The following is a 15,932-nucleotide window of genomic DNA, read 5'->3' as shown; positions in this document are numbered from 1 at the left end:
CGTCAAAGGAATTGTTCCATGCCCAGGTTTGATGTCAGTTCGGTCGGCTTCTACGTGCTCGACATTCTCGGCCGTCCGGTCTCGCGCATTCCCGAAGGCGGCAGGGCCGACTACATCGAGGAAATCCGCATGACCGTTGCCGGTACCGCCGGCGCGACCGGAATGGACTGCGCCATCCTTGGCCTGAAGACACAGGCCGTGACCACGCTTGGCACCGACGATATGGGAGACTGGTTCGTCGCCAAGCTCAAGAAATACGGCCTCGACTGCGACTTGGTCCGCCGCGACGGCAGCGTCCAGACCTCTTCGACCATTTTGCCGGTTCGCCCCAATGGCGAGCGGCCGGCGTTGCATGTTCCCGGCACCGCGACGGTGTTCCGCGTCGCCGACGAGGATCTCGACGCCGCGCTCGACGCGACTGTTGTCCATGTCGGCGGCACCGGCCTGCTCAAGAGCTTCGACGGCGAGCCGACGGTGCGGCTGCTGAAGCGCGCCAAGGAGCTCGGCCGCACCACCACTTTCGATCTCATCCAGGCCACGCCGGAAACCATTGCCTTCGTCGAGCCCTGCCTGCCTTACATCGACTATTTCGTGCCGAGCATCGACGAGGCCAGCGAGATGGCGCACGAGCAGGATCCCGCCAGGGTCGCCGCCTACTTCATGTCGAAGGGCGTCAAGAACTGCCTGCTCACGCTTGGCGGCGAAGGCGTCTATGTCGCGCCTGAGCATGGCAAGCCGTTCCATTTGCCGGCCTTCGACATTGCGGTCGTCGACACCACCGGCTGTGGCGACAGTTTCACCGCCGGCATCATCGTCGGCATCGTCAAGGGCTGGGATCTCCATCAGTCGGCGCGCTTTGCGTCGGCGGTCGCGGCCAAGGTGGCGATGGGCCTCGGCTCGGATGGCAAGCTGGTCTCCTTCGACGACACGCTTGCGGCCATGAATTCACTTCCGGTCAAGACGCCCAAGCGTTCCTACGCAGCGGCTTGAGCAGCATTTGAAAGGACATCTTATGAACAATTCCAAAGTCGGCACGGTTGCACTGGTCACGGGCGCCAGCCGCGGCATCGGTCGTTCCATCGCCGTCGGCCTGGCCAGGTTCGGCTACGATGTCGCGGTGACCGATCTGCCGGGGCAGGCCAAGGAGCTCGACGTGACGCGCGCCGAGATCGAAGCCATCGGCCGCAAGGCCTATGTCTACACGATGGACGTCAGCAGCAAGAGGGAGGTGGACGCTACCGCCGCGGCGCTGCTGAAGGATGCCGGCCGTATCGACGTGCTGGTCAACAATGCCGGCATCCTCAAGCCCAGCCTGCTCCAGGATCTCGATGAAGCGTCCTGGGATGCCCATTTCGACGTCAACGCCAAGGGCGTGCTCTTGATGTGCCAGGCGGTGCTGCCGCATATGCGGGAGCGTAAATCCGGCCGCGTCGTCAACATCGCCTCGATCGCCGGACGCCAGGGCGTGCCGACGCAGGGCCACTATGCCGCGACCAAGGCGACCGTCATCACGCTGACCCGCGTGCTGGCGCAGGAAGTCGGCATGGACGGCGTTACCGTCAATGCCATCTGCCCGGGCATCATCCTGACCGAAATGGGCAAGAACAATCTCGGCAGCGACGAGGCCATCCGGCACTGGGAAGAAGTCGCGGCGCTGAAGCGTCTTGGCTATCCCGAGGACATTGTCGGGCCAGTGTGTTTCTTCGCCTCCGACCAGTCGGCCTTCGTCACCGGGCAGGCGTTGAATGTCTGCGGCGGGATTTATTTTCACTAGGCCATGGTTGTGGCATCGGACTCAAAAGAAGCTCCGAGGAGAACAAAAAACGAGCGGCTGGGCGATCGTCAGCAGAGATCTGTCATTCTCAATCATCTGAAGTTCTACACGACGATGGTGGTGACCGGCTTGCCCGCCGCCTTTCCGCCTTCGATTAGAATCTCCTCAAGGAAGTGCAGATCTTCCTGATTTCCATTCGCTCCAACGGCCCTTTCGGGCATCAGGCTAGGAAGCGTCTGGTCGTGCGTCTTCCTCCGCTTCGGAGGAAAATCTGGGTGTCTAGCTGTCGGAAGACGTGTAGCTTCGCAAGGCTCTGAATTGCTTGTCTCAGCCATCGATGTGCCAGCAGGAACAGATCTGACCGTGAATCATCAGTCGCAAATCCTGTCCTCGCGGGATGTCGCGAGCCTGATCAACTCCGGCGGCGACCTGAGCACGGTGCTGCGCGATCTGGTGTTGCTTGGCGACTGCCATTTCGATCAGCTTGAGATCTGGGCTGTAAGACGGCGGGAAGAGCAGCCATGCGCCTTTGGCTCGTATGATCTTCTCGGCGGCAAGGCTCCTATAGGCAGCAAGATTGTCGGGGATGGCCACACCCCCTAACGGAGGACATCTGCAAAATCTGGATTGAGCAGCCGCAAAGGTTCAGGCTAAACCCAATCCATCACATGGCGAGACCGAACACCTAGCGCCAGGCCGTGGAAGACGGTCGACGTGCGGCTATTTACCAAGCCCACCAGTTCCCTTCCGCGCCTCCGACATCTGGCCTTGGGTGGGAATGGAACTTTCTGCCGGTCGGTGGGCTTTCGGATAGGTCCATGATTGGAGATAGGCTGTTGATGAGCCTAATGCAAAGTGCTCTGCAGCGGAGGTATGCGGGTTTGAGGCTGGGGCGGACGTCGGGACCTCAATTGTCCGTTCCTGCCTTGGAGGAACGAAAGTGGAGAATTTGATGCGGAACACGATGCTTGGCCTCGCGGTGCTCGCGCTCGCCGCGTGCCAATCGGCTCCTGAAGCGCCGCAACCCGCTCTCGAACCTGCGTCGAATCCTGTTGCCACTCCTCCCCAGCCTGCCTTGGATCCCGCCGCTGTTTCTCCCGGCTCGGCAATCCTGGATCAATCCGTGACAATCACTCCACCTGCGAAGAGCGTTCCAACAAAGTACGCTGCTTTTTCGGGCATATGGGCCGGACGATTGGAGGGCACATATGAAGGTAAGCTGGCTGTTCAATCTGTTTCATCGAACGGAAAGGTGACTGTCACCTATGCGTGGGGAACCGTGGGCGACAACAATCCCGGAGAGGCCGCTGGTGCTGGAACTATTGTGGGGACTACGTTGAAGCTTGGGCGCCTCCCCAATGGCGCGGACGTCAGCTTTAAGATGCTGCCCGACGGAACCCTTGCCGGAACCTATACACTTGCAGGCCAGACCTACGCGGGCGCGTTCATCAGGCAATGATCAAAGAAGCATCTGATTCTGGAAAATGTAGGCAAGTCAGTTCGAAACCGCCGATCTGAACTTGCTGGGCGGCTGACCATAAGTCTGGCGGAAGAGCCTCGAAAAATGCGAGGCGTTTTCAAACCCGACCTCAATGGCGATCTCGATCATCGGAGCCCGGGTCTGCATCAGCAGGTGCTTCGCCCGCTCCAGACGCACCCTTGTGTAGACAAGTGCCGGAGAACTGTTTGTTTTCTCCATGAAGAGGCGCTCGAGTTGCCTTCGGGATATTCCAACCAACGCCGCCAGCTTGGGAATGGAGATTGTATTCTCAATGTGGTTCTCCATGATGATGAGCGCCGCCTTGAGCCTGGGATCGCGGCTATCGATGGAAAGCGGCCTGCGCGGCTGGATGTCCGACGCCGAGCGCGCCTTCTCGATCTGCAGCACTTCGAGTGCGTTTGTCTCGGCCTCCCTGCTGATATGGCGCCTGACGATCGACGCCGCCATGTCCGCCGCGCTGCTGCCGCCGGCACATGATCCCCTGGTGCGGTCAAGATTGAACAGGCGGTCCGCCCTGACCGCGTGATCCGGAAAGCGCTCGCGGAAAGCCTGAAAGTGGAGCCAGCTGACGCAAGTCTGATGGTGCTTCATCAGGCCGGCCTCGGCGAGGATGAACGTTCCCGTACCCCCAATCAAGGGGACCTTCGCGGCGGCGGCTCGCTTGAGGTAGCTGACGGTGTCGCTGTCGACCGGGAATTCGCTGTTCAGCAGCCCACCCACGACCACGATGTAGTTGAACTCGCCTGGATCCACGAAATCCGATGTCGGCGCGACCTGGACTCCGCAACTGGAGGTGATCAGGTTCCGGGTGCTCGCCAGAAGCTGCCAATCAGCGAAAACCCTGCCGGATTTGTCGGTCTCGTCGCTCGCCAATCTGAGCGTGTCGACGAACAGGGCGAATGCGGAAAGGGTGAAGGAACGGGCGAGAACAAAGCCGATTTTCAATCGGTCGATCTCCGGAACCTCATTGGCTGATTTCATCATCGCCTGCCTCTGTGCTTATTGGGGCGACAGCATCTGACGATGTCACCGTGCCCGCAAGCGCATATGGAACGAGTGATCGCATCCGCGGCGATCGGCTGCATCAGTTCGCCGATGCAATCGATCGTTGTCCGCCGTTAATCCACAACACCTTACCCTTTGCCATCGTCGCACAGCCCTGCCCTCGGTGCACCTACTGCTTCACCGAGGTGGAGGTGCCCCAGGTATCGGACAGCACATAGCCCTGAGGGTACGGGTCCGTCGGATCGAGATAGTAGCTGTGCTCGCCCGTGATCCAGGCCCGGCCGGTGATCTCCGGAACGATCGCCTTGCGGTCGCCGATCTCCGTCAGCTCCACAATCCTGCCGGTGAAGCGGGAGCCGATGATCGATTCATGGATCAGTACGTCGCCCGCCCCCATCAAGCCGCGGGCTTGCAGCACGGCCATGCGGGCCGATGTGCCGGTCCCGGTAGGGCTGCGGTCCGAGCGGCCCGGCGAGACGATGCAGGTGTTGCGGGTGACATTGCCCGGGCCCTGGAACGGCATGGCGAACTGCACGATCGACACGCCGCGCACGTGGTCGAATTCGGGATGGACGACATCGAGCTGTTCGCGCGCGGCCCGGCGGACCTTCTCGCCGGCCACCGCCAGTTCGCGAGCCTCGTCGGGGGCGACCGAGAAGCCGAGCGCCCCGGCATCGACGATCGCATAGAACATGCCGCCATAGGCGATATCGACCGTGAGCGTGCCGAGTCCTTCGACCTCGATGTTGGCGTCCAGGCGATCTACAAAGGCGGGCGCGTTGCGGAAGGTGATCGACAGGCATCTGCCGTCGCGGCATTCGGCGCGCACCTCGATGACGCCACCCGGCATGTCGAGCTTGAAACGTGTCTCGGGCTCCTGCATCGGCACCATGCCGGTCTCGAGCAGCACGGTGGCAACACAGATCGTGTTGGAACCGGACATCGGAGGATATTCGGTCGGCTCCATGATGATGGCGCCCGCGACGCAATCCTCGCGCGTCGAGGGAACGAGCAGATTGACGTGGCGCGCAACGCTGCCGCGCGGCTCGCAGATCAGCATCCGCCTTATATGGTCGTGATCACGTTCCATCGTGATCATCTTGTCCATCATCGTGCGGCCCGCCGGCGGCAGCACGCCGCCCACGATGACGTCGCCCACCTCACCTTCGGCATGGCAGCCGACGACACGAATAGCGGTTTTCGTACGCATTGTTTTTCCTTGTCGATTGCAAGCTCTTTGCGGCGAAACGAGCAGCGAGTCCCGAAGGTCAGGCCCGGATGCCCCCACGGCGAAACTTTCTGGGAAAGGATCGTCGTTGTCCAATACGATCGTGTTCAGCCCAAAAATCCAACTGGTCCCTGAGAGGGTGGGACAACGGCGGGCACGTCGATTACGGCGGAGTGCCTCGGCTGGGCAATTCTCGCGCCAATGTCTGTGGGTGAGCCATGGTGCCTGCCGACGGTGCGGACGCGTTTCGGCGCCGGTCTGGTTAGGTCCAGCCTAAGCCGAACAACTGAAATCATAATTTGTGCAGCGCACGTCGCGCCTACACGGGCGCCCGGCACGACATCGCCGCTACGACGCTCGTCGCCATGTTCCTTGCTCCTGTTTCCATGAACGGGGAGACTTGCCCCCCTTTGCCCGCAAATGGAGATGCCGCATCACTTCCGCTGCCTAAATCGCGGCCTGCAGCTGCTCGGCATCAACACCTGTAGGTGACAGCAAGGCCGATTTCGGACTTGGTGCGCTGGCCGGCAGGCAGGCTGATTTCGAGAAGAACTTTTGTCAGGCCGTGGGCTATGCGCGCCTGCTCTTGTCGAAGCCTCACCGCGCGATAATTTCCTTGAAGGCGTGGGTGCTTCTCCCTCTTGACAGGAGCCGACCATGAAACATCAGACACTCGATCAACTGCATGCGGTCGCCAAGATTGAATCTTCGGCTGCATATTCGGCAATGACACGGAACCAGCGTATCGAGCGCTGGGCTGAACTTCTCGAGCAACATCCCGAGCGATGCCTTGCAGCGTTTGCAGGTACCGAATATTTGCCCCTGGAGGAACGTGCCGGGGTGCGTGGGGAAGGATCACCAATCGCTGTTGCCTTCGAAGACCCGGTGCTACGCGCTTCGGGCCTGAAAGATGACACGTATGGTGAAGCCAAGCGTTTCTTCGAACTGAGCGACTGGCAACTGCACGAGATCGTCTGCGATTGCCATGCCGGTGCTACCATGAAAGCGCGTTGGGCCGCCGCCCGAGTCCGCGCAACAGTTCGAGGGAATGGATTTTTTGCATGGCTGAGGCAAAGGATCATGTACTGAATTGGCCGGCTTGAGGTGAGGATCGTTGCGTGTCTGTGACCGCGATATGATCCCGCTGACCCCGGTCTGCAGAGTGACAGTCGATGCATGCCCTCGCGCTCGCGGCCAATAAGCTCGCGAGCCCTTCAGCCTTATGCCTTGAAGAACCTGGTTTCCTGCTCGACTTATCTCATGACGCCGAAGGTCCTGTACGCTTCGACCGCGCTCATGCCCTCCCGGATCGCCTTGGCGACCAGCCGTTCACCGCGCACTTTTTCGAGGGCCAGCCGAACCACCTCTTCCTCCGCATGTCGCGGAATGACAATGACGCCTTCCTTGTCTGGCGAAAGCCTCATAGGTCCAGAGCTCATCGGTGGAGCAGTCGCCCCAGCCCTCCCTCTCGCCGCCGGCGGAAAGAGAAGGGTCGCGGCCGCGAAAATAGTTGGTGAGGTGGGCAACGATGTGGGTGGCGCCAGCCTGCCGGGTGAAGCGGAAATTGTCTGGGGTCAGGGACTCCCGGTAAAGGCCAAGAGCGATCTTCATGGTTTTACTTCACGCCAATGCCGGCGGTCAGGCCGCCATCGATCTTGTAGTCCGCGCCGGTGCAGAACCCGGCTTTCGCCGAACACAGGAATGCGATGAGTTCCGCCACTTCTTCCGGCTCGCCGATGCGCCCGATCGGATGCGCTTCGCCGAAGCGCTTGTAGGCGGCCTCGACATCGGCATCGCTACCATTGTCACCGCGCGCGGCCATCTCCAGAATCGGGGTGCGGATCGAGCCCGGGCTGACGGAATTGACGCGGATGCCGGAGCGCGCGTGGTCGAGGGCCAGAGCGCGCGTCAGCGTGTGGATGGCGCCCTTGGTCGTGGCATAGGCGGCGACGTTCTGCTGGCAGGCGAAGCCCTGCACCGAGGCCACGTTGACGATGGCGCCACCGCCTCGGCGGGTCATTTCCGGGATGCCGAAATGAGCGGTCAGGTAGATCGAACCGACATTGACCGACATCGCCTTGTTCCAGGTCTCGAAATCGGTGCTGGTCGCCGTTCCATAGGGATGGACCGCCGCCGAATTGACGATGATGTCGAGGCCGCCGAACCGTTCGACGCCGGCCGCCAGCGCGTCGCGAACCTGATCGGGCACGGAGACGTCGGCGCCTATGACCAGCGCCCCGGCTCCGGAGCCTTCCAGTTCTGCTTTCATCGCCGCGTTTGCCGCGCGGTCGATGCCGCAGGCGATGATCGCGGCACCCCCCGCCGCAAGGCGTCTGGCGGTTGCGAGTCCGATCCCGGTCGTCCCCGTCACCAATGCCACCTTGCCGTCGAACTCCTTCATTGTGGGCATTGTGGGAACTCCTTCATTCACGATCGGAAGCCGGCTCTTCCGGCAGGAAACGCAAGGCGAAATCGAGATGGCGGCTCATCAGGTAGGCGTAAGCCAGCCTGTCACGCGCGCGCAGCGCCGCAATGATCTCGCCATGTGCAGCCCTTGTATCGGCCAGCACCGGGCGCATTTCCTTGCCGATGGTCATGATCCGCAGGATCACGGGGGCAAGGAAGGAATACATGTCCGTCAGCATGCGATTGTCCGCCAGACCGATCAGCGCCATGTGGAAATTGAAATCGTTCTCGGCGGACTCTTCGACCGAGCGGCTCGCAATGATCCGGGCGTTGATTTCGTCGAGTGCCTCGATCTGTTCGTTCGAGGCATGCAGGATGATATGGTCGCCGATGCCGACTTCGATGATGCGCCTGTAGCCCTGTATGTCGGCGAAGGAGGAGCGCGAAATATCCATGTGCGCGGCGAAAAAATTCTGGATGGCGATGCTCTGCCCGTTGGCCAGGACGGCGCCGACGCGGGGCTTTGGCTCGATAAGCCCGTAGGTGCGGATGGTACGCAACGCCTCGCGCACCGTATTGCGGCTGGCGCCGGTGAGCTCGCCAAGCTCACGCTCGGTCGGCAGCACGTCGCCGACATTCAGCTGCCGCACGCGGATGAGATCAAGAATCCGCCCGGCCGTGGTGTCGACCGCGGACCTGCCGCTGATGCGCCGCGCGGCGGCATTCTCGCGCACGGCTTGGGAGGCTTTCAACGTCACGGCTTCCTCTAATTGTTGGACCAGCATATCGCAGACTTCGGGGAAAACAATCGATTTTGGCTCTCACTCTTAAGATTTGTGATCAGGACGGGCAAAACCTCAAGGGCTGGTGGTCGAATTTTAGTTTGACTCCCATTGTGGTCCAACAATAGATTGCCGACCTCTCGCAGAAGGAAAGTCGCAATGGAACAGTGCTGGCGCTGGTATGGACCGGACGATCCGGTGACGCTCGATCATGTCAGGCAGGCAGGTGCGACAGGCGTGGTCTCGGCCTTGCACGATATCTATGACGGGCGCGCCTGGCCGCTCGAGAGCATCCTGGAGCGCAAGCGGATCATCGAGGCGGCAGGGCTGACCTGGTCGGTCGTCGAGAGCATTCCCGTCCATAACTCGATCAAGATCGGCTCGGCGGAAAGGCTTCGCTATGTCGGCTGGTACAAGGAAACGATCCGCGCGCTTGCCAAGGCCGGCATCGCGACGATCTGCTACAATTTCATGCCCGTGGTCGACTGGACCCGCACGGATCTGGCCTATCGGCTTCCGACGACGGGCTATGCTCTGCGTTTCGATGCGATCGACTTCGCTGCCTACGACCTGTTTGTGCTGAAGCGCAGGAATGCCGAGGCCGGCTACACCGCCGCCCGCATCGCCGCGGCGGAATCGCGACTGAGGGAACTGAGCGACGAAGACATCGGCAGGATCGAGCGCAACCTCATCGCCGGCCTGCCAGCGACCGAGCGCAGCTACAACCGCGACAGTTTTCGCGAGGCCCTGGCCGAATACGATTCCATCGGGCCGAAGGAATTGCGTGACAACCTTGCCTGGTTCTTGCGCGAGATCATACCGTTGGCCGAGCAGGAGGGGGTGCGCATGTGCATCCATCCCGACGACCCGCCATTCTCGCTCTATGGCTTGCCGCGGATCGTCTCGACCGCCGACGACGCGCGGTTCATCCTCAATGCCGTCGACAGCCCGGCCAATGGCCTGACGTTCTGCACCGGCTCCTACGGCACGCGCGCCGACAACGACATTGTCGGCATGGTCAAGGAATTCGCCGACCGCATCCATTTCGTGCACCTGCGCAACATCACCATCGAGGATGACGGCTCGTTCCATGAAGCCGAGCATCTCGAGGGTGGCACCGACATGGCGCATGTCATTCTCGCCTTGATGCGGGAAGAGGCGCGCCGTCGCGGCGAAGGCCGTGCCGACTGGCGCATTCCGATGCGACCAGACCATGGCCATCTGCTCGCCGACGATATCGGCAAGACCAGGATCAATCCCGGCTACTCGCTGATTGGCCGGCTGAAAGGCCTCGCCGAACTGCGTGGCATCATGCGCGCCGTGGAGCGGTTCGGGCTGGCCTAGGGGTCGCCAAGCGGACGAAGGGTCGCTGTTTGCGCCTCGTGTCGTGCTATGTCTACGAAGGCCCCATCTCCAACGATGTATATCCCTGAGGGGGGACATCCCGTCGGATCTTCATGCGGCAGGCTGCATGGCGGCCCTCAGCAGCATGCCGAACAGGTCTCGAGGCTCGTCGGGATCGGCGAGCAGATCGAGTTCCTCATAAAGGCCTGTTGCTTGCAACTGGTCACGAACATACCGCAGTGCCGAAAAGTCCTCGATCGCGAAGCCGACCGAATCGAACAGCGTGATCTGCTTGGCGTCCCGGCGTCCTTGGGCTTTGGCGGCAATCACTTCCCAGAGTTCGGTCACCGGATGGTTGGGATCCAGCTGCTGGATCTCGCCCTCGATGCGGGTCTGTGGCGGGAACTCGACGAAAATGTCGGAGCGCAGCAGGATGTCCTTGTGCAGTTCGGTCTTGCCCGGGCAATCGCCGCCGACGGCGTTGATGTGGACGCCGGAGCCGACCATGTTGTCGGTGAGGATGGTGGCGCACTGCTTGTCGGCGGTAACGGTCGTGATGAGTCCCGCACCTTCAACCGCTTCCTGCCCGGTCCCGCAGATGGTGATGTCGAAGCCCATGCCAGCGAGGTTCCTCGCGCATTTCAGCGAGGCTGACCGGTCGATGTCGTAGAGCCTCAGCCGGTCGATGCCGGTCAGCGCCTTAAAGGCGATCGCCTGGAATTCCGATTGGGCGCCGTTGCCGATGATGGCCATGGTGCGTGCGCCGCTCGGCGCCAGATACTTGGCGGCGACAGCGGATGTGGCGGCGGTGCGCAGCGCGGTCAATATGGTCATTTCGGTGAGCAGCATCGGGTAGCCGCTGCCAACATCGGCGAGCACGCCGAAGGCAGTGACCGTCTGCAAACCCTGGCGCATGTTCTTCGGATGGCCGTTGACATATTTGAAGCCATAGAGGCGCCCATCGCTTGTCGGCATCAACTCGATGACGCCGTCATGGCTGTGCGAGGCGATGCGTGGCGTCTTGTCGAAAAGCTCCCAGCGACGGAAGTCTTCTTCGATGTAGCCGGCGAGCTCGGTCAGGAAGCGCTCGATGCCGATGGCAATCACCAGCTTCATCATGCGGTCGACGCTGACGAAGGGGACGATGTTCAGCTTGGCTGTGGTCATGATCAAAAGCTCCCGGAATGGCTGCGGGTCGGACGGTCCATGATGCGGCGGCCCATCAGGCTCGCCGTCAGGTCGACCATCAGTGTCGCGGTCCGGCCACGCTCGTCCAGAAAGGGGTTCAACTCGACCAGGTCCAGGCTGGAGACGAGGCCGCTGTCGGACAGCATCTCCATCACCAGATGCGCCTCACGGAACGTCGCGCCGCCGGGAACCGTGGTGCCGACCGCGGGCGCGATCGACGGGTCGAGGAAGTCGACGTCGAGACTGACATGCAGCAGCCCGTCTTCGGCGGATACCCGCGCCAGGAAGGCGCGCAGCAGCGGCGCGATGCCATGCTCGTCGATGGCGCGCATGTCGTGCACGGTGACCCCCGCCTGGTTGAGCGCGCTGCGCTCGGCCGGGTCGACGCTGCGCAGGCCCATGGCGCAGATACGCTTGGGGTCGACCGCTGCCGGCAGATCCGGGAAATAGCCACTGAAACCCGGCTGACCGCTGGCATAAGCGAGCGGGACACCGTGCAGATTGCCGCTGGCGGTGGTGTCGAGCGTGTGGAAGTCCGGATGCGCGTCGAGCCACAACACGAACAGCGCGCGCCCGGCCTCTGTGGCGCGGCGGGCGAGACCCGACAAGGTCCCGGCCGAGATGGAATGATCGCCGCCGAGAAAGATCGGCATGCCGTCCTTGCTGGCCGCATAGGCGGCCTCGGCAATGGCGGAGGTCCAGGCCGATACCTCGGGCAGGGCCTTCAGCGCCAAGTTGCCATGCACAACGCGCCGCACCGGAATTGCCTGGACGGCGCCCATATCCTCGACAGAGTGGCCGAGGCCGGACAGCACCTCGGCAAGTCCGGCGGTCCTGAGCGCACTCGGCCCCATCTCGCATCCCATTCTGCCAGCGCCGTCCTGCACGGGCGCCCCGACGATCCTGCAACGCATTGTTTTTTCCGCGGCTCAAGTTCGATTGGCCGCGAGGGAACCATGGCGAGCCGGCGATATGAACAGGCACAATTGGCAATTCGAAAAGCCTGCTTTATCATATTGGTACTGAAACTGATCAGATTGGTAAGACTCTATGGATGCGCTGGACGAACGGCTCGTGACCTTGCTGCGGCATGATGCGCGTCGCAGCGTGTCGGACCTCGCGGTCGATCTCGGGGTCTCGCGCGCCACGGTCAGGGCGCGTATGGAGCGGCTGGAACGATCTGGCGAGATCATCGGCTACACGGTGGTGCTGCGCGCCGACGCCGTCGATCAGCGCATCCGCGGGATCATGCTGATCGAGATAGAGGGACATGCCGCCGACCGCGTGGTTCGGGCATTGGGTGGCTTCCCCGAAGTCTCCACCATCCATACCACCAATGGCCGCTGGGACCTTGTGGTCGAACTCGGGACCGCCTCACTGACGGATTTCGATGCCGTGCTACGGCGCATCCGGCTCATAGCCGGCATAACGGGCAGCGAAACGAGCCTGCTCCTGGCCACGCCGCGCACGACGCGGGCACGACTGACCTAGCTGGTGCGAAGACTGACGGCCGACTCGAAAAGCCGAATTCGAAGCCTATGGGATGCAATTCGACTCGGAGCCGGCTCCAGTATGGGATCACCACTCGGCGAAGGAGCCGTCCTTGTGGCGCCAGATCGGGTTACGCCAGCGGTGTCCTTCCTTGGCGCGCTCCTTGACATAGTCCTCGTCGATCTCGACACCCAGGCCCGGGCCATCAGGAATGGCGACATAGCCATCCTCGTAGCGGAAGACATCCTTGTTGGCGGCATAGTCGAGCAGGTCATTGGCGCCGTTGTAGTGGATGCCGAGGCTCTGCTCCTGGATGAAGCAGTTATAACTGACCGCGTCGAGCTGCAGGCATGCGGCAAGCGCGATGGGCCCGAGCGGGCAGTGCGGCGCCACGGCCACGTCATAGGCTTCCGCCATCGCCGCGATCTTGCGGCACTCGGTGATGCCGCCGGCATGCGACAGGTCGGGCTGGATGATGTCGACGACGCCTTCCTCGAACACCGACTTGAAGTCCCAGCGGCTGTAAAGGCGTTCGCCGAGCGCAATCGGCGTCGAACCAAGGGCCGCGATCTCCTTCAAGGCTTCGCGGTTTTCGCTGAGCACCGGCTCCTCGATGAACATCAGCCGATAGGGCTCCAGTTCCTTGACCAGGATACGCGCCATCGGCCGGTGCACCCGGCCGTGGAAGTCGACGGCGATGCCAATGCCGGGGCCGACCGCCTCGCGCACCATGGCGACTCTCTCGACCGCCGCGTCGATCTTGTCATGGCTGTCGACGATCTGCAGTTCCTCGGTGCCGTTCATCTTGAGCGCCAGGAAGCCCCGTGCCACCATTTCCTTCGCACCAGCGACGACCTCCGCCGGCCGGTCGCCGCCGATCCAGGAATAAACCTTGATAGAGTCGCGCAGCTTGCCGCCGAGCAGCTCATGCACTGGCACGCCGAGTGCCTTGCCCTTGATGTCCCACAGTGCCTGGTCGATGCCCGCGATGGCGCTCATCAGGATCGGCCCGCCTCGGTAAAAGCCGCCGCGATGCATCACCGTCCAGTGGTCCTCGATCAGGCGAGGGTCCTTGCCGATCAAATAATCGCCAAGCTCCTTGACCGCCGCCTCGACGGTCAGCGCCCTGCCTTCGACAACCGGCTCGCCCCAGCCGGTGACGCCGGCATCGGTCTCGATCTTCAGGAACAGCCAGCGCGGCGGCACGATATAGGTGGTGAGCGAGATGATTTTCATGCGGTCTGTCTGTCTCAGTTGTTCTTGAGTTTTTTTGCGCTGACGAGGTCGCGCGCCGCGAGGTCGAGAATTCGATTGGCCGCGCCGCGCGCCGCTTGGGCATCGCGCATGCGCAGCGCCTCCACCACTTCGCGATGCGCCGCCACCGCTTCCATGCGCCGCTCGAGCGAAATGGTCGCCGTCGCTTCCAGCGAGAATTTAAGGCCAGCGTCGATCAAATTTCCGATCTGGCGAAAGATCGGGTTATGGCTCGCGGCATAGACGATCTGGTGGAAGGCGATGTCGGAGCGCGAGAACATCGCGAGATCCTCACCGGCGCCTGCCATGCCTCGCCAGGCCGCTTCGAGATCGGCGATCTCCTGCAGTGTTGCGCGCGTGGCGGCAAGCTCGGCGACCAGCGGCTCGATGGCGCGGCGCGTTTCGAGGATGGCGTCGAAGAGCTTGTCGTCCAGCGCATGCGGCGCGTGCCGGCCAGCACCTGGGATCGATGATGTTCCAGTCGTCCTCATTGCAGACGACGGTGCCGACACGGGGCCGTGACAGTATCAGTCCCTTGGCGGCCAGCACCTTCAGGGCTTCGCGGATGACGGTGCGGCTGACGCCATACTCGACGCCAAGTTCGTTTTCGGTCGGCAAGGAGGATCCGGCCGGGTAGCGTCCGGAAAAGATGTCCGAAGCAATCGCCTTGGTCACATCGGGCATGACGCGCGGGCGACGGATGACCGCTTCGCCCTGTGCCTTCTTCACGATATCGGTCACCTCGGCCCTCCTCCAAAGGCGGCGAATCCGCTGGTTTCGCACAATCTGTCCGGCCTTAACGGATGCGGATCAATTGCGCCAGCGATCGTTGGTCGGAGCATGTACATTAATTATCATACCAGATCAATTGACGAGTATGATAAAAGCGAATAAACACTCCGGCACCCGGGCTGAGCGCCCGGTCTATCGCTGGGAGGTAATCATGCGACTTTTAAAAACCGCGCTCGTCGCGGGCGCGCTTGCCGTGCTGTCCGTCACGACGATCGCTTCTGCCTATGCTCAGGACACCAAGATCGGTTTCATCGTCAAACAGCCCGAGGAGCCGTGGTTCCAGGACGAATGGAAGTTCGCCGACCAGGCCGCCAAGGAAAAGGGCTTTACCCTCGTCAAGATCGGTGCCGAGGATGGTGAGAAGCTGATGTCGGCGATCGACAATCTCGGCGCCCGGGGCGCCCAGGGCTTCATCGTCTGCACCCCGGACGTGAAGCTTGGCCCCGGCATCGTCGCCAAGGCCGCCGCCAACAATCTCAAGCTGATGACCGTCGACGACCGCCTGGTCGGTGCCGACGGCAAGGCCCTGGAAGAGGTGCCGCATATGGGCATCTCGGCAACCAAGATCGGCGAGGCCGTCGGCCAGGCGATCGTCGACGAAATGAAGGCGCGCGGCTGGAAGGCCGACGAGGTCGGTGCCATCCGCGTCTCCTACGACCAGCTGCCGACAGCCGTCGACCGTGTCGAAGGCGCCATCTCGGTACTGAAGGCGAATGGCTTCAAGGACGAGAACATCTTCGACGCCCCGCAGGCCAAGACCGACACGGAAGCCGCGCTCAACGCCGCGACGGTCGTGCTCAACGCCCATGCCGACATCAAGAAATGGGTTTCCTTCGGCCTTAACGACGAAGCGGTGCTGGGTGCTGTGCGCGCGTCCGAAAGCGTCGGCATTCCGGCCGACGGCATGATCGGCGTTGGCATTGGCGGCGCGGATTCGGCAATCAACGAGTTCAAGAAGCCGACCGCCACCGGCTTTGTTGGCACGGTGATCATCTCGCCGAAGCGCCACGGCTATGAGACGGCGCTCAACATGTACGACTGGGTTGCCAACAACAAGGAACCGGAGAAGCTGATCCTGACCTCCGGCGCGCTGGCCAAGCGCGACGACTATCAAAAGGTCCGGCAGGGCCTCGGCATCGAATAATCCTCCCTGTACAAACAGGCGGC

Annotated in this window: 16 protein-coding genes and 1 pseudogene; 8 read left to right on the top strand and 9 right to left on the bottom strand. The window is 62.2% G+C overall.

The window, feature by feature from the left end; genetic code table 11:
- Nucleotides 1–18: 18 nt before the first annotated feature.
- The 4 genes from AC56QQ_RS27445 (at nucleotide 19) to AC56QQ_RS27430 (ending at nucleotide 3,233) form a co-directional block, all read left to right on the top strand.
- Entirely contained in the window at nucleotides 19–990 is a 972-nt protein-coding gene (locus AC56QQ_RS27445; protein ID WP_497129147.1) for a carbohydrate kinase family protein, read from the top strand.
- A gap of 22 nt (nucleotides 991–1,012) precedes the next feature.
- On the top strand, nucleotides 1,013–1,774 hold the full coding sequence (locus AC56QQ_RS27440; RefSeq protein WP_497124102.1) for an SDR family NAD(P)-dependent oxidoreductase: 762 nt from the start codon (nucleotides 1,013–1,015) through the stop codon (nucleotides 1,772–1,774).
- A 318-nt stretch (nucleotides 1,775–2,092) separates the two neighbouring features.
- Entirely contained in the window at nucleotides 2,093–2,377 is a 285-nt protein-coding gene (locus AC56QQ_RS27435) for a hypothetical protein (protein ID WP_497124101.1), read from the top strand.
- Nucleotides 2,378–2,726: 349 nt separating this feature from the next.
- On the top strand, nucleotides 2,727–3,233 hold the full coding sequence (locus AC56QQ_RS27430) for a hypothetical protein (RefSeq protein WP_489859916.1): 507 nt from the start codon (nucleotides 2,727–2,729) through the stop codon (nucleotides 3,231–3,233).
- A 36-nt stretch (nucleotides 3,234–3,269) separates the two neighbouring features.
- Here AC56QQ_RS27430 and AC56QQ_RS27425 read toward each other — a convergent pair whose 3' ends face one another.
- Nucleotides 3,270–4,256, bottom strand: coding sequence for a GlxA family transcriptional regulator (locus AC56QQ_RS27425; RefSeq protein WP_497124100.1), 987 nt, complete (start codon nucleotides 4,254–4,256; stop codon nucleotides 3,270–3,272).
- A gap of 193 nt (nucleotides 4,257–4,449) precedes the next feature.
- Nucleotides 4,450–5,490, bottom strand: a complete 1,041-nt coding sequence (locus tag AC56QQ_RS27420) for a proline racemase family protein (protein WP_497124099.1) — start codon at nucleotides 5,488–5,490, stop codon at nucleotides 4,450–4,452.
- 675 nt (nucleotides 5,491–6,165) lie between these two features.
- On the opposite strand from AC56QQ_RS27420, the gene AC56QQ_RS27415 reads away from it, so the two are divergent.
- Nucleotides 6,166–6,597: a hypothetical protein gene (locus tag AC56QQ_RS27415; protein ID WP_497124098.1), complete on the top strand. Its 432-nt coding sequence runs from the start codon at nucleotides 6,166–6,168 to the stop codon at nucleotides 6,595–6,597.
- Nucleotides 6,598–6,761: 164 nt separating this feature from the next.
- Here AC56QQ_RS27415 and AC56QQ_RS27410 read toward each other — a convergent pair whose 3' ends face one another.
- The 3 genes from AC56QQ_RS27410 to AC56QQ_RS27400 form a co-directional block, all read right to left on the bottom strand.
- Nucleotides 6,762–6,932 carry a hypothetical protein gene (locus AC56QQ_RS27410; protein WP_497124097.1) on the bottom strand — a complete coding sequence of 57 codons (171 nt, stop codon included), beginning with the start codon at nucleotides 6,930–6,932 and terminating at the stop codon, nucleotides 6,762–6,764.
- Between the two features lie 191 nt (nucleotides 6,933–7,123).
- Nucleotides 7,124–7,909 carry an SDR family NAD(P)-dependent oxidoreductase gene (locus tag AC56QQ_RS27405; protein ID WP_497129144.1) on the bottom strand — a complete coding sequence of 262 codons (786 nt, stop codon included), beginning with the start codon at nucleotides 7,907–7,909 and terminating at the stop codon, nucleotides 7,124–7,126.
- Nucleotides 7,910–7,931: 22 nt separating this feature from the next.
- On the bottom strand, nucleotides 7,932–8,666 hold the full coding sequence (locus AC56QQ_RS27400) for a FadR/GntR family transcriptional regulator (RefSeq protein ID WP_497124096.1): 735 nt from the start codon (nucleotides 8,664–8,666) through the stop codon (nucleotides 7,932–7,934).
- Between the two features lie 189 nt (nucleotides 8,667–8,855).
- Between AC56QQ_RS27400 and uxuA the strand changes: the two genes are divergently transcribed.
- Entirely contained in the window at nucleotides 8,856–10,040 is a 1,185-nt protein-coding gene (gene uxuA, locus AC56QQ_RS27395) for a mannonate dehydratase (RefSeq protein ID WP_497124095.1), read from the top strand.
- 111 nt (nucleotides 10,041–10,151) lie between these two features.
- Here the strand turns inward: uxuA and ocd are convergent, their stop codons facing one another.
- Entirely contained in the window at nucleotides 10,152–11,207 is a 1,056-nt protein-coding gene (gene ocd, locus AC56QQ_RS27390) for an ornithine cyclodeaminase (protein ID WP_497124094.1), read from the bottom strand.
- A 2-nt stretch (nucleotides 11,208–11,209) separates the two neighbouring features.
- The gene (gene rocF / locus AC56QQ_RS27385; protein WP_497124093.1) at nucleotides 11,210–12,142 is read right to left on the bottom strand and encodes an arginase; all 933 of its coding nucleotides are present in this window, start codon (nucleotides 12,140–12,142) and stop codon (nucleotides 11,210–11,212) included.
- A gap of 136 nt (nucleotides 12,143–12,278) precedes the next feature.
- Here rocF and AC56QQ_RS27380 point away from each other — a divergent pair, with 136 nt between their 5' ends.
- Complete coding sequence (locus AC56QQ_RS27380) at nucleotides 12,279–12,719, top strand: Lrp/AsnC family transcriptional regulator (RefSeq protein ID WP_091582685.1); 441 nt, start codon at nucleotides 12,279–12,281, stop codon at nucleotides 12,717–12,719.
- 87 nt (nucleotides 12,720–12,806) lie between these two features.
- Here AC56QQ_RS27380 and dgoD read toward each other — a convergent pair whose 3' ends face one another.
- The gene (gene dgoD, locus AC56QQ_RS27375) at nucleotides 12,807–13,955 is read right to left on the bottom strand and encodes a galactonate dehydratase (RefSeq protein ID WP_497124092.1); all 1,149 of its coding nucleotides are present in this window, start codon (nucleotides 13,953–13,955) and stop codon (nucleotides 12,807–12,809) included.
- A gap of 14 nt (nucleotides 13,956–13,969) precedes the next feature.
- Nucleotides 13,970–14,657, bottom strand: a pseudogene (locus tag AC56QQ_RS27370) (FadR/GntR family transcriptional regulator).
- 259 nt (nucleotides 14,658–14,916) lie between these two features.
- Here AC56QQ_RS27370 and AC56QQ_RS27365 point away from each other — a divergent pair.
- The gene (locus AC56QQ_RS27365; RefSeq protein WP_497124091.1) at nucleotides 14,917–15,909 is read left to right on the top strand and encodes an arabinose ABC transporter substrate-binding protein; all 993 of its coding nucleotides are present in this window, start codon (nucleotides 14,917–14,919) and stop codon (nucleotides 15,907–15,909) included.
- Nucleotides 15,910–15,932: the final 23 nt, after the last annotated feature.

This window comes from Mesorhizobium sp. RCAM 05099, from assembly GCF_059683685.1.
Note: the sequence above shows the minus strand (reverse complement) of the source record. Positions and strands in the feature narration are given on the sequence as shown.

Coding starts and splice junctions, on each gene's coding strand:
- AC56QQ_RS27445 (WP_497129147.1), top strand. CDS start 19: ATGCCCAGGTTTGATGTCAGTTCGGTCGGCTTCTACGTGCTCGACATT.
- AC56QQ_RS27440 (WP_497124102.1), top strand. CDS start 1,013: ATGAACAATTCCAAAGTCGGCACGGTTGCACTGGTCACGGGCGCCAGC.
- AC56QQ_RS27430 (WP_489859916.1), top strand. CDS start 2,727: ATGCGGAACACGATGCTTGGCCTCGCGGTGCTCGCGCTCGCCGCGTGC.
- AC56QQ_RS27425 (WP_497124100.1), bottom strand. CDS start 4,256: ATGAAATCAGCCAATGAGGTTCCGGAGATCGACCGATTGAAAATCGGC.
- AC56QQ_RS27420 (WP_497124099.1), bottom strand. CDS start 5,490: ATGCGTACGAAAACCGCTATTCGTGTCGTCGGCTGCCATGCCGAAGGT.
- AC56QQ_RS27415 (WP_497124098.1), top strand. CDS start 6,166: ATGAAACATCAGACACTCGATCAACTGCATGCGGTCGCCAAGATTGAA.
- AC56QQ_RS27410 (WP_497124097.1), bottom strand. CDS start 6,932: ATGAGGCTTTCGCCAGACAAGGAAGGCGTCATTGTCATTCCGCGACAT.
- AC56QQ_RS27405 (WP_497129144.1), bottom strand. CDS start 7,909: ATGAAGGAGTTCGACGGCAAGGTGGCATTGGTGACGGGGACGACCGGG.
- uxuA (WP_497124095.1), top strand. CDS start 8,856: ATGGAACAGTGCTGGCGCTGGTATGGACCGGACGATCCGGTGACGCTC.
- ocd (WP_497124094.1), bottom strand. CDS start 11,207: ATGACCACAGCCAAGCTGAACATCGTCCCCTTCGTCAGCGTCGACCGC.
- rocF (WP_497124093.1), bottom strand. CDS start 12,142: ATGCGTTGCAGGATCGTCGGGGCGCCCGTGCAGGACGGCGCTGGCAGA.
- AC56QQ_RS27380 (WP_091582685.1), top strand. CDS start 12,279: ATGGATGCGCTGGACGAACGGCTCGTGACCTTGCTGCGGCATGATGCG.
- dgoD (WP_497124092.1), bottom strand. CDS start 13,955: ATGAAAATCATCTCGCTCACCACCTATATCGTGCCGCCGCGCTGGCTG.
- AC56QQ_RS27365 (WP_497124091.1), top strand. CDS start 14,917: ATGCGACTTTTAAAAACCGCGCTCGTCGCGGGCGCGCTTGCCGTGCTG.